3 protein-coding genes are annotated in these 14706 nt (G+C 54.1%); all 3 read left to right on the top strand.

Annotation, left to right across the window (positions count from 1 at the left end):
• Positions 1-97 precede the first annotated feature (97 nt).
• The 3 genes from BLR50_RS14670 (at position 98) to BLR50_RS03865 (ending at position 14568) form a co-directional block, all read left to right on the top strand.
• Positions 98-6730 carry an Ig-like domain-containing protein gene (locus BLR50_RS14670; RefSeq protein ID WP_092638767.1) on the top strand — a complete coding sequence of 2211 codons (6633 nt, stop codon included), beginning with the start codon at positions 98-100 and terminating at the stop codon, positions 6728-6730.
• Positions 6731-6847: 117 nt separating this feature from the next.
• Positions 6848-10693 (top strand): lectin like domain-containing protein, encoded by a 3846-nt coding sequence (locus tag BLR50_RS14245; protein WP_143008038.1) that lies wholly within the window; start codon positions 6848-6850, stop codon positions 10691-10693.
• A 167-nt stretch (positions 10694-10860) separates the two neighbouring features.
• A complete protein-coding gene (locus tag BLR50_RS03865) occupies positions 10861-14568 on the top strand; it encodes a lectin like domain-containing protein (protein ID WP_092638765.1) in 3708 nt (1235 codons plus the stop codon).
• The last annotated feature ends 138 nt before the right edge of the window (positions 14569-14706 follow it).

The raw sequence follows: 14706 nt of genomic DNA, 5'->3' as shown, positions 1-14706 counted from the left end.
TATTAGTTTCGGTTTTGCTTTGTATCTGCAGTATTTTACTCGCGGCTTCAAGTGTTTGTTTTAAGGCGCGGAAGAAAAAAGAGGGGGACAAATGTTCATGAAAAAATCCTTTACAAGGGCGCTGTGCCTGCTGGTTACACTTGCAATGCTCGTCTCTTACACTGTACTGCCTGTTTATGCCGAAACCACGGCAAGCGTTTCGCAGGAATCAAGTGAGCCTGCGGCAAGCGCCCCCGCCGTTACCGGCAATTCCCCCGCAGAGGAAAATCCCGCGGGCGCATCCGAAACTGCACAGCAGCTGCCGGTAATACCCAACGAACCGATTGCTCAGGCGCCTACGGGCGGCGAGAATGAGGTTCTGTTTACCCTGCCGCTTGTACCGGGCGGTTCCGCCATAGGCGACGAACCCGCCACCGGCAGCGGGCAAAACGCCGCGCTGCAGGTTGTGGTAAACTACCCCAATGGAAAGACTTATGTAAAGCAGGGGGATATTGTCACCCTGCTGTTCAAGATTATAAATTATACAGACGACGACCGTCTGCACGGAACCACCACAGTAAACGGCAAAACGGTGGAAAAGGGCATCGGTGCCTACAAAATTTCATTGTTATGGTACCCCACCTTTGAGCTTTACGGAACCCCCGTCTCAAAATTCACCACTGCCACCACCCCGTATGCTCTTTTTGAAAAGAACAGCGACGCTGCAAACCATACATTAAATATGGTTGCCGTCTTCTCGGCGTTCCGGAACAACAAGGTCGAGGCACTGAATGAAGCCGCGCTACTTGCCGCCGACGGCCTGCTTGCCACCGCGCAGCTGAAGTATAACGGCAGCGGAGAATACGGCCAGGTTGCCATGAATGTAAGCAGCGAGTTTGATTATGTGGGGGATGACGGCGCCATTACCACTAATGACCCCAGCAGCAATATTGATAAGGTTGATTTTGATTCCCTCCCGCCTAAAATAACGGTAACCGATAAAAAAAGCGACGTGCTTGCCAACCAATCGATTGAAGTGCCGCTTACAAGCACCGCTGTTTCGGTTGACCCGTTCGCGTCAGTTAAAATTATTAACCAATACGGCGACATCGCGAAATTCAGCGTTTTAAAAGGCCCCGCCGCTTATAACGTTACCGATACCGACCCAAGCGGAAGCCAGGTAGCGTTTGAGCTTACCGAGCCTGGCACCTATACCATCTCGGCCACCGACATAGCGGGCAATACCGCTACCGGCAAGGTAACCGTTAACCCGCGCGTAACCGGCTTGAATCTGGCCTTAACCGGCAACACCTACATAGGCGAAACCTACACCGTTACCCCCACCCTTGTTCCCGCTGTTGGCACCGCAGGGCTTCCGGCCGGCGACAAAAAGCTCGTCTGGAAGGTAACGTGGAAAGGCAGCGCAAACGATAACTTTGTGAAGGTAAACAACCAGGATATCGCCGGTACCGGCGACGGCAACGGCAATTATATCTACAGCTGGCAGCAGGATTCTCCAGCCCCCGTCAAGTTCACCGCTACCGCCCCAAAAAACTACACCATCACTGCCGAAACCGCCGCAACTTTTACGAATGGTCTCACAAGAGCGCATGCAGCACTTACTATTAAAAGCCCCGTGAAGGTGCTTGACATTACCATAAAGGCTGAAAATAATCAGACCAATCTATTAAGCGATCCCTCTAAATCGGTCACCGTATACGGGGCCATTCACACTCAGCAGCCAATCACGTCCGGCGGAGCTCCTACCTTAACCGACTTTAAAAACAATGGCATTGAGGTTACCGGCGGCTCGCGTAATACGGGCATATTGACTGACTCCGCGGTCTCCTATAAGGACCCTCGCCCGGTTACCGTTCTTGGCAAGACAACCTATTACTACGATTATACCATGGTACTTACATCGGTTCTTAAATCCAATGGCATCTGTGATGCCTTCGTTTCCTGCGGCGATGTTACCGCCACAATGTCCTTTAACGTTACAAACTACAACACCGCACTCACCAAAATGGCCATCAATCAGGAGTCCTCCGGCCTTGACTTCTCCTCCAACAAGTCAACGCTCTTCTCCCTCTCGCTTTCCGACGCCGCAAACAAATCGAGCATGCCGGTCAACCCCAACGACTGCATTCTCTCCAGCAGCAACTCCACCCTGCTCACGGTTTCGGCCACCAGTACAACACAGGCCACGGTAACACTATGCGATGGCGCGCGGTTTGTCACCGCCCCCACCAAGGTAACCGTTACCGCCGAGTTGAAGGACGACCCGCAGAAGCACAAGGCCACCGCCACCTATACCATCTACCCCACCGAGCGCCATGTGGGCGTTTCCATCACCAATATGTCCGTTTCCCCCCTTGCGCATAAGGATGCAGGCGGCGACGGCTATGCTTTTACGCTCAACGCCACCTCCCTGCCCGCAGAGGCGCAGCTTGAAACCAGCGTTTTGGGCGACCAGTTCCCGGGCGGCAAAATGGTTATCTCCTCCGCCAACAAAAGTCTTGTAAAGTTTACCACCAGCAACGGCAGCGTCGCCGCGGTTTCGGATACCGGGGTAGTTTCGGTAAAGGGCTACGGCGAGTGCTACATCACCGCCACCGCCACCGACGGCTCCAACGTGTTCGACCGCGTGAAGGTGGTTTCGCATAAGCAGGTTGAGCGCTTACTATCTGCAAATGCTCTCGAAAACAACATTACCCGCAGCGGCAAGATTCAATTCAAAATCAGCTCAGCCTATCCCGCGGATGCAACGAACAAGGCTATGAAAGGCCTTGTTTGGCAGTTGCGAGATGCATCAACCAAAGCGCTTATAACCGACTTATCAACCGTTCCCTTTAAGTTTGATTATAAAACCGGCACTATCACTGCCGATGCCAATGCTCCTTTCGGCAGCAAAATAATGGTCTATGCTGTCTTGCCGGAAACCTATTACGACTCTGGTGTATTTAAATATGATGATGATCTGATTACTGAAAAATTCACTGTTACCGTAGTAGACGCCACTAACTCACAGCTTTCCGCCTTTACCGGTCTTGTTGCCAGCTCACCGACGCTGAAGATCGGTGATACGGTGAATGTAAAGGTAAACAATAAAGCGTTTACCGACTATGCAAATGTTCAATGGTCGATCGGTACCGAAGCGTCCATCTCCATGACATTTGATCCTGCCACCGCTCCCAATATGGGTATAGACCTTACCGCGGCAGGTTCAACGCCGGGCAGGAGAACGATTTTTGCCAGCTACATGGGCAAGACTCTTTCCATTCCCATCACGGTTTACAATGAAGAATCGCAGCAATCTGCAAAGCTGACGCTTGAGAAGGCTTCCGGTTCAACGGATTACAAGCTGTTTGACCGTTACACCACCACCAATCTGTCCCTGTATTCCACCTACGGCCCTGCTCCCGGCACCAAAAAGGAGCTTTCCGCGGCAATCTGCGACTTCACCTCCTCCATGCCCAACCTTGTAAGCATCTCCGATGCGGGCGTGGTAACCGTTAACGCGGCACAGGCGGCAAACCTTTCCGGCAACGTGAATGTAACCCTCACCGCCTCCATTAAAGACGACCCCTATAACCGCAAAGCCACCAAAACCATCACCGTAACGCCGAAAATCCTGCCGAAAACTATATCCTCCGTGGATATCTTTAACCAGAGTAAGCAGCCCGTTGCCATCGGCAGCGGCAGCATAACCGTCGACCTGAATAGTGATATCGACAAATTATATAATCTTATTATCGTCGAAACCCGCAGGGACGGCACAAAGGTTTTCCTTGCACCGGAAGACGCTAAAACCCTTTGTGCTCTGGCTGCAGGCGACGTTTTCCTTTCTAGCGGCGCCGAATACGAAGCGGTGCTTGCGGGGCTTTCCTTTGCAAGCGCAAATACCGGCATCGCCACAGTAAATGCCAAGGGAATTGTCACCCTTACAGGCAAAAGCAGTCCCACTGCCTTTAACATAACCGCAGCGCAGGCTGCAGGAACTTATGCTGCAGGAGAAACGGCGCCCTCCGCGACATTGGCGCTTACTGTCAACCAGCCCTGCACCGCCATTACCCTCAGCCAGGACATCTATACCATGAAGCCTAACCCCACCTCAGACGTTAGCTTTACCCTTAAGGCCACTACCACTCCGGCAAACTGTGGGGTAACATGGACGTGCACTGACAACCCTAACGTTACAGTAGACGCCAAAACCGGCAGGGTTACTGTAAAGAAGGGGTGCGCCGCAGGCGACACCGCAACCATTTATGCCACCTCCGCCGCAATTGTCGCTTCCTGCAAGATTTTTGTGCAGAATCAAAACACCGTAGAAAGGGCGGCGAACGTTTCCGCCTCTACCCTGTATGTAATGGATACCCTGCAAAACCCCGTTCCCAGCACCGCCACCCTCTATTTCCGAACTGATGCAACAAACATAAACGATATAAAAATCGCCACCAGCAACGGTGAGCTCCTTTCTTTTGGCACCGTTACCCCCGAACCAAAATACAATTATGGAACCACCAAAAAGGGCTATTCTCTAACGGTAACCCCCAAAAAGCCCGGCACAGCCAAGGTGTTCATCTCGGTGGCCGGTTCCACCTATGCCGAAACCTTTAATATCTATCAGTTCAACACAAACGGCACCGCCCTTTCCGTCATACCGGCCGATTCCACTCGCTCTGTAATGCTGGATTCTACGGTGTGCTACGGCGGCGGCGAGCAGGAACTTTCGGTATTCCTGCAGGATAAGAGCAAAAAAAACCTGCTCGCTATCGTCGGCAACAATATCCCCAAATACCTCACGTTTACCTCCTCCAACCCCAACCTGCTGGTGGTAACCGCTGACGGCAAGCTATACACCCGCAACCTCAATACCATCACAAGCCCCGTGAACGTAACCGTAACGGCGGCTATTAAGGGCGAGCCGAACCCCCGCAAGGGCTCGATCACCTTTAAGGTTACGCCCGGCGTTTCGGCCAGTTCGCTGCTGATCGGCCAGCGCGACGGCGGCACCGACTTCTTAAAGAAGGTAAACTACAGCTCGCTTTTAGATTACAACAACAATGCAATCAACAAGACCATCTACACCGATATCGGCGACCCCTCCGCCCAGCGGGTGTTCAACCTTGGCGCCAAGGTAACCAGAACGGATAATACCGTTACTGCTCTCACCGATTCCTCCATGGTATCGTGGGCCTCCTCCAACAACAGTGTGGCCAGCGTAGACGCAAACGGCACCGTAACCGTGCGCGGCAAGGGCACCGCATTGATTACCGCCGCCGCGAAAGACGGCTCCGCGGTAAAGGATATGGTGGTCATCCGTGTAAACAACAGGCCAAGGGTGCTCAACGATGTGCCCCGCAAGCCCGACGGCACCCCCGAAACGGTTACCATCGTTGCGGGCGGCAGCTATACCATTCCTTATAAACTGAATACCGGCACGGCAGGCGACTACTACATCTCTGAATATGAACTGGTCAATGTTCCAACGAAGGGCGATGTTACAATCGACCAAAAAACCGGAAGGTTGACCGTAAAAGCCGGGTTGGGTGATATATCCGGTATTACTGCAATCATCCACTTAAAAACAAACAAGATTTATGTATATGACTCATCTATACAATACGAGCGTTTTCGTGACGGGCTGGACTATACCGACAATTCTTACGGCACAACCGCCGCCGCGGGCAACAAGATTACCGTGAATATCCCCATTCAGGTGGTGGCCAAAACCTCGGTGTCGGCAAAAGCCATCACGATGTATGAGACGCAAAACGGCGCGCCCACCACCAAAAAGCTTTCAGGCACTCTAAACCTCTGTCGCCTGTACTCCTACCAGTTCTATCTTCAAAAAACCTTAACAAACGGCCAGGTTGCCCCGGGCACCGATGCGGTTATCTCCATCGAGCGTCTTAACAACACCACAACCACTACGCCAGCTTACAGCCTGGACGTTGCGCTTGATCCCAAAACCGGCTGCTTTACGCTTATGGTGTATAATGCGGGCAACTACAGGCTAAACGTCGCCCTCGGCGGCATGACGGCAAGCTACGCCGTAAACGTATACTACCCGTGGTATAAAAATGCCGACGGCACCAATCTGCAGCCGCTTACCGGCCCGCTTGTGGGCTCGCTGTATTCGTCGAATGCGGGCGGCATTGTTTACAGCAAAATCTGTGCGGAAGACTGCAGCGATATCATCACCCGTCCGCATGTGCGCCTGCTGCCCGCCACCGGCAAGAGCGGGTGGGGCGGCTCTCTCGGCTACGCCGAGGATTGCTGCACCTACACCTCCAGCAGCCCGCTGGTGCAGGTGGATTCTTTTGGCGAGATCACCGTTGCCAAGTATATCCCCGGCGAAATCAAGGTAACCATTACCGCCACCCTGATCAACGACCCCGCCAAGCACGTTGTTTCCATCCCCGTTACGGTAACCGGCCAGAAGCTTGCCCGCTCGGTAAAGATTAAAAACGGCGCAAACAATGTCACCAACTCCACCATTACCGGCCTTGCCAACAAAAGCACCCTGCGCCTTTCGGCCGACTGCTTCCTTGAAGACGGCACCACACCCGCCGACAACCGCAATGTGGTGTGGTCGTCTAGCAAAACCTCGGTGGTTACGGTAGACAATACCGGCAAGGTAACGTTTGTGGGCACCGGCACCGCCACGGTAACCGCCAAGGCGGCCGATGGCGGCGGCGCGCTGGCCACCGTAAACTTCGAGGTGAAAAAGAACGCCATCACCTGAGCCCCAAATACCGCCGCCCCTTGCAAAAGGGCAGGGGCGGCGGCAATATACCCGAAAACAGGATTTTTAGTGCGGGCGTTCATTCCGTCGCCCGTGTGACATAAGGGGGAAAATACAATGAAAAGATGCAAAAAGCTGGTTTCCTTGGTGCTTACGGTGCTTATGGCGCTTTCTCTGCTTCCCGCAAGCCTTGCGGCGGAGGGAACGGGCGCCGACAGTGCCGCCCCGGGCGACAGCGCCCTGCCGGGGCAGTATATCACGGTAGAGCCGCAGCTTGAAGGCGCAAGCGAACCCGCAACGGGGGCGGCTGATTATATTGACCTATCAGAGATGCACCTGTTTGCGGGGGGTACCCGCCCGGATCAGCCCTTTAGCTACGATCTGGGGCTTGGTTCCGGCGGCAACGCTGAAATGGCCACCTCCTTCTTAACCCGCTGGGCCGACCCTGTAAACGAAGCCGACAATCCCTACCCGGATTATGCCGGAACGTTATCCGATAGTAATATTGTAATAAACAGCAGCGCGCAAACAGCAAAGCGCGTGCAGGAGATTATCTCCATCCCCAAAAAGCCTTATAATCAGCCGCTTGCCAATGATGCGGTAAAGCAGGCTATTATGGACCACGGCGCGGCGTATGCCTCTCTTTGGTGGGATGGGCGATGTGAAAACCAGACAAAGGGCACCTATTATTTCCCCAAAAACGCCGCTACAAACATAACTTATGGCGGAGGGCACGCCATTACCATTGTAGGCTGGGACGATGATTACCTTGCTTCCAACTTCTCCGGCTGTCCGGCTAAAGTTACCCCTCCGGGGAAGGGTGCATTTATTATTAAAAACAGCTGGGGTACAAGCGCCGGGCAAAGCGGGTACTATTATGTTTCTTATTATGACAGATTTTTAGTATCGGCAGTTGAGGGCTACTATTCAAACGATCAGGTAAGGTATTCCAGCGATTCGGCAACCTTTTTTACCAAGGTGGAGAACACCAATAACTATTCCGGCGTGTTCAGCTATGATGACTACGGCGCGGTATATGTACATGGGGTAACAACCCCAAACTATGTTTTCTATGCCAACAAGTTTAACACCACTACGCAAAAAGATATCGCCGCCGTATCGTTTTATACCTATAGCTATAACGACAGTTACCGTATCTATGTACACCCCCTGTCCTCCGGCGGTGGCTTATCAATTCCTACATCTACTACCGGACTGCCTGCACCCAGCGCAGTGGGAACGGCTTATTATCCGGGCTATCATACCATTAATCTGTTGCAGAACGTGACCATCCCCGCCGGCAAAGACTTTGAGGTAATCATCGCCGTACAAAACCCCACTGCCGGTGTGGTTGGTATTCCGCTTGAGGTAAAGGAGAGCGGATACAACTCCAAAGCGACGATCGGTGCTGGGCAGAGCTACGTTTTTGTCAATGGGGTATGGAGAGACACCACTTCTTTGCTAACCTCAAATGGAAGTTACGTTCCTATGAATGTCTGTGTAAAAGCTTTTGTAGCCGGGGCAGGAATGGACGGTTCTTCGCACAACGGCAATCCGCCTGTTGTCGGAGGCTCCGGCACAGAACCGGCAACGCCCGGCAGCTCCCCTGTCGCCGGTCAATCCGATGTTGTTACGCCCGGTTCTTCGCCGGCTATCGGCAGCTCGAATATCGCGGGAGATCCTCCGACAGTGGGGGATTCACAACCGGTTCCGGGACAATCCGAACCTCCCGTTCCGGGCGGCTCCGAGCAAACTGCTCCCGGAGCTTCGGCGGTCAACGAGCCTGTAACCGGCAGCGTGGAATTCTCCACCGTGATTCCGGAGCCACGGGACGCATTTAAGGGCGCTCTTAAGCAGCTCGGGGAACCCCCCGCTGTTGGCGGCAGTGGTGAAGCCGGGCGCGCCTTCGGTGAAATCCCCGCACCATACGATTTCTTTAACGGAAGAACCCTTGCGGATATGGGCGAAATTTCTACAGGCGGCAACTTCGCTGCAAAATACTCCCTGTTGCCCCTGGGACGTGTTACCTCTGTAAAGAATCAAGGGAATTACGGCGCCTGTTGGACCTTCGCAACCATGTCTTCCATAGAGAGTGCTTACCTAACCGAGAACGGATTGGATAATTCTAAGACAGACGCAAAGTTCAGTCAGTCGTCTCGTTATTTAAAAAACTCCACCGGCAGCAGTATTACATTAACCGCCGTTGCCCCGGCCTCTTTGGTGTCCTCTTACAGCTGGACGATAAAATCCGGTGACATTGCCGTAACCAATACATCTTTAACCAACAAATCCGTTACCTTTAACTACAAAGCGGGAGCGCCTGAAACCGAGTTGAAGGTTGAGGGCAAGGTTGCTTACACCAACGGTGACACCTACGTTTGCACCTTCCGCATTCCCGTTACCAACTATGGTTCAGGTGATGGTACTGAAGCCAAGCCCTTCGAAGTAAGCACCCCCATGGGCCTCCAGCTCATCGACTGCTTTAAGGGCAAACCTTCACAGGGGCTTAACTTTACCCAAACAAACGACATCACCCTCACCGATTACTGGCACCCCATCGGTGATGCAGCCAACCCCTTCATGGGCTCCTTTAACGGCGGCGGATTTAAAATTAATGGGTTTAATCTTATCACGCTTTTCTCGTTTGAACCCGCAGGGCTCTTCGGCTGTGTAAACGGCGGCACCATCGAAAACATAATACTTTACGACGCAGATATCGAAGCATCTCCCAGCTATTTTGTCGGCGAATGCTATGTTGGCGGCATTGCCGGGCGTGCACAGAACTCCACCATACAAAACTGTGCTGTTTCTGGCGAGTACGGCTTTACACTTTCACAAGACAATGCCACCGAACCGAGTGTAGGCGGGCTGATTGGCGATGCAAAGGACAATACTGTGGTAAAGCACTGCAGCTTCTCCGGTTCAATTCATATGACGTCAACCAAAAAAATTACAATCGGCGGGCTGATTGGCCGTGCAACAAATGCCACCGTTTCCAATTCCTTTGCTAACCTTAACGCACACGGCGGCAAAGAATCCTCCTTTGGCGGGCTTGCCGGGTTTGCCGATAAAGCAAATATTACCGATTGCTATGCAACGGGAACCTTTTCTACCCTAGGCAGTGCAATCGGCGTATGTGCGGGCGGAATCACGCGCGAAGCCCGAAATCAGTGTTCCTTTACAAACTGCTATACAAGCGTTAACTACGACAAGAGCTTCACAGAATCCGGCAGCCGAAAGGGCGCTATCGCCGCGTGGTGCAGCGGTACTCAAAAGCTTTCCAACTGCTACTACGATAAAACCGCGGCGGGGGACGGGGTAGTACTCGGAACCTTCACCAGCGCGCCAAAGGGCCTTACCGCCCAGCAGATGGCGCAGCAAACGTCGTTTACCGGCTTTAACTTTACCACAAACTGGGTAATGGCCCCCGGCCCAATCAGCTATGTGCCGGTGCTGCGTAATCCAATCGGCGAAGTTGATCAGTTTGAATTTAGCAGCAGAGTGTGTAAAACTCTTTTCAGCTCACAAGCCACACCGCTTTGCGGTAGGTTTTTCCCTGAGTATGCGTGGCCAAGGCCGTTGGATATCACCGTGAGTGATTCAAAAGTTGTAACCTTTGATGCCGGCTTGCTTAAGGCGGGCAAATACGGCGCAGCTACCGTGTCTGTCACCGGGGTTCCTTCTTCACCGCACAATATGCAAATATTTACGCGCATTGGCGACGTAAACTTTGATGGCAAGTGTGAATACAGCCAGGCAGTAACGGCACTTCTTAACTGGCTTACGGGCAAAACCCCCACAGTAACCGACCCATACGTACTCAACGCCGACCATAAGGATAAAGACGGCAAAACGACGGTCTCAGATAACTATAACATCGTTCAAGAAGACCTCTCGCTTACCGACCTGCTTAAAATGCAGCAATCCAACGCAGGCGTTAATCCCGATGATACCGCCGGATGATTAAGTCCCTTCGTGGTATCTTCCAGACTGTCGGCAAGTCCTATTAATCTGCGGGCTTTCACTTTCAATAACGACATCTTAGGTTCTTCCCGCAACCGCGGGAAGAACTGCCTTTTTAACAGCCCCTATCTATACATACCATTCACCGTAAAAAGAAAGAGAACGTTATGAAAAGATTTACTAAACTATTCACTCTCATTCTGGCCATGGCACTGGTGCTCGCCCTCTGTCCCATTACCACCATTACCGCAGAGGATGGCTCAGCATCTCCCGTAATCACCAACGCCGCCCCTCCCGAAAGGGAAGGCGGGCTTGGTCATGCCGATAAAAACGGTGCTGCGGCGGAACAGCCCTCCACCGGCGGCGGGGATGTTGTGGATTTTTCCGAAAACAATCTGCTGATGTCTGCCTTCTATTCCGGCGCGCCCTACGGCTATTACGGCGGGGTAAACACCGGCGGCACGGCGAATATGGCGGCGGCCTATTTCGCGCGCTGGGGCGGCCCCATCAACGAGGGCGACGACCCCTACTACAACTATAAGCTTATCACCGGCTACTCTCCCGTAACGCGCATCTCCGATGTGCTGATGATCCCGCATACCGACAGCGATAACACAACCGATATTGCCGCCATCAAGCAGGCGGTATATGATAACGGCGCTGCGTACATCTCAATGCAATACCTGTCAGAGTACATGAACACCACCAGCACCACCGCCGCCTACTATCTGCCGCCGTCTGTCCAACTGCTTGCCAACTACGGCCACGCGGTTACGGTGGTAGGGTGGGACGATAACTACGCCGTTACCAACTTCTCCGCGAGCAACCGGCCCTCTGCCCCCGGCGCGTTCCTCATCAAAAACAGCTACGGCACCGGCGGCGCGCTGGGCGGGTACTTCTACCTTTCGTATAACGACCAATGCCTCGGTAAACCGATTGTAATCGACGGTAAACAATATTCCAACGCTACCGCCGTATTTAAAACGGGGGACGCCAATGCCGAAAGCTACGACCATAACTATCAGCACGACCCATACGGCTATACCAGCGCCTTCAGGCTTTCTGACCCCAGCGGTAATACTTTAACCTCCTACACCCTTGCCAACAAGTTTACCGCCGGCGGCAACGAAACGGTGAAGGCGGTGTCGTTCTATACAACCTCCCCCAATGTCAACTATTCGGTATATGTGGCTACCGGAGATACTCTGCCCTCTGCCGTCGCCCTGAGCGAAGCCACCCCCAACGCAAGCGGCACACAGCCCTATGCGGGCTATCACACCGTTTCGCTGACTACGCCGGTTGCGGTTGCACAGGGGCAGCGGTTTGCGGTAATTCTTATAATATCCAACACAACCGGCTATGCGGTTTGCATCGAGCAGCAGCAGTATTACGCAGGCACACAGCAGAAGGTACAGCTCAACCTTACCATGGCCCCGGAGCAAAGCTATCTCTATAACGGCGGCTGGGATGACCTGACCGGCTCGGACTATAGCAATATTAAGGGCAACCTCTGCATCAAGGCTTTTACTGTGAACGGCACAACCGGCGGAGCTAATGAACCGGTATTGGGCGGCAGTGAACCAGCTGCGCCGCCTGCCCCCGCAGAAAGCACCGCAACCCCGCTGCCGGGCGAAAGCGCGCCGGTTGTGGGTGAAAGCGAAGCCGTACCCGGCACAAGCGAGCCCGTTACGGGAGCCGCCGAAGCCCCCGCAGAGAGCAATCCTGCCTCTTCAAGCCGATTTGCGGTTGAGGTTGCTGAGCAGAAGCCTATCCCGCTGCCGGAGCAGCCCCTTGTGGGCGGCTCGGAATCGGGCGCCTTTACCCCCGGTGTGCTGCTCGACCCGAACACCCTGTACTTCTCTAACGGCGCCGAACCCGCTACCGGCGGTTCGCTGCCCTCAACCTACGACCTGCGCAGCACCGGCGAGGTCACCTCGGTAAAAAACCAGCGCGACGTGGGCGCGTGCTGGACATTCGCGGCCATGGCCTCGGCGGAAAGCACCTACATGCGCAGCAAAAAGAGCTTTATCGGCAATGTCACCCTTATAAAGACGGTAGACTACCTTAAAAATACCAATACAGCGGGCATCACGGTAACCGCATTGGCCGTCAAGCCCGAGGATGTGCTCTCCTACGACTGGGACATCACCAACGGCTCGTCCTTCGTCACCCTTGCTCCCAGCGGCTCCGCCTGCACGGTTAAGCCGGTTGCGGGTGCGCAGGGGATCGCGCAGGTGCGCTGCATTGTCACCTACAAAAGCCCGTCGGTGCCCGTCGCGGCCGCCGACATCAATATCGTGGTGGGGGATTACGGCTCCGGCGACGGCAGCCTATCAAACCCCTACATTGTCGATTCCCCCACAGATCTGCTGCTGCTCGGCGGCTTTACGGGCAAAGAATACTGCGGCAAATACTTTAAGCAAAATGCCGATATCGACCTTTCCGGCATCCCGAACTGGACGCCGATCGCCACCTACTACATAGGGTATGCGTTTGAGGCCAACTACGACGGCAACAGCTATGTCATCAGCAACCTCACCGTCAACGCCACCCAGCCCATCAGCGAAAACACGGGCTTGGGGCTGTTCAACTGCATTGAAAACGGCACCGTAAAGAACGTGATCCTCAATAACGTCAGCATCACCGTTTCCGCCTTGCAGAATGAAGGCAACTATATCATCGGCGGGCTTGCCGCGCGCGCGGACAGCGCCACGGTGCAGAACTGCTTTGTAAGGGGCAGTGTCAGGGTAACGCTCACCGGCAGCATGAAGGCCTATACCTACTCCGGCGGTCTTATTGGCTACGCCATAAAAGCCAATCTCTCCCGCTGTGGCTTTATGGGTGATATTTCACAGTCAGGCGGCAACTGGTGCAGCAACGGCGGCCTGCTCAGCTACGCAAGCATCAGTACGATAGACGAGAGCTTTGCCATTGCAGCACTCTCCTCCAAGGGGCAGACGGGCGGTAAGCTCACCAGCCAAAGCGGTCTTGCCGACGAGCTGCAGCAGACAACAGTAAGTAACAGCTACGCGGTAAGCACCATCACTGCCGCAAACCTGCCTCAGTTCAGCTACGCTGCCGGCATGACGGTACTTCCGGGCGGATGCAGCTTTCAAGACTGTTATGCATCCACAAAAATCAGCGGGCCCGCCACCACCAAGGGTGCGTTCTTCGGTTATTACGGCTACGATACCGCTCTTACGAACTGCTACTATAACCTCAGCACTAAAAACAGCATGTATTTAAACGGCCTAGGCACCGCAGCGGGCTGCCTTACAGGGCTTTACGCAGCGGATATGCAAAACCCGGCCAGGTACACCGGCTGGGACTTTACAACTACCTGGGCTACCTCCGCCTTCCAAAACGGCGGGTTCCCCATCCATAAAACCCCCATCGTGGGGCTGGACTTCCTGATGCTTGCCAGCGATATGCCGGGCAAAATCTACCGCGGCACCAAAACGCCTCTCCACTTCGAGCTGCTCCCCGCCTACGCCCCTCCGCAGGCCATCTCCGTCAGCTTCGAGCCCGCCGATGCGTTTACGGTGGATGCCGCCGGCAATCTGATCCCCGGCGCCGCCTACCGCGGAGTGGTTGACCTTATGCTGAACCACCCTCACGGCTGCACCGGCGGCAGCTCCGTCATTCTGGATGATAAGAAGGCCGATGTAGACAAAAACGGCACGGTGGATGCCGCTGAGGCGATAACAAGGCTGTTAAACTTCCTTACGGGCAAGGGCCCGCTGGACGATTACTACCTCTACGATATCAACCGTTCCTCCGCCACCGCTTACTCCGCACAAAGCAGCGATGTCAACCTTTCCGACCTGCTTACTCTAAGGCAGTATCAGGCGGGGCTGCGGGAGATTAATCCATAATTCTCTCCGCTTGGGGGTTCTCTCTACTAACAACTAATCTCTAGCAACTATGTACCCACCCCCAGCCCCCTCCCGCAACGGGGCAGGCGAAAAATCCAGGGCAACCCCATGCGGGAGGGGGAAAATGTTCGGGTGCCC

It is taken from the genome of Acetanaerobacterium elongatum (genome assembly GCF_900103835.1).
GTDB classification, from domain to species: Bacteria; Bacillota; Clostridia; order Oscillospirales; family Ruminococcaceae; genus Acetanaerobacterium; species Acetanaerobacterium elongatum.
Note: the sequence above shows the minus strand (reverse complement) of the source record. Positions and strands in the feature narration are given on the sequence as shown.

Coding starts and splice junctions, on each gene's coding strand:
- BLR50_RS14670 (WP_092638767.1), top strand. CDS start 98: ATGAAAAAATCCTTTACAAGGGCGCTGTGCCTGCTGGTTACACTTGCA.
- BLR50_RS14245 (WP_143008038.1), top strand. CDS start 6,848: ATGAAAAGATGCAAAAAGCTGGTTTCCTTGGTGCTTACGGTGCTTATG.
- BLR50_RS03865 (WP_092638765.1), top strand. CDS start 10,861: ATGAAAAGATTTACTAAACTATTCACTCTCATTCTGGCCATGGCACTG.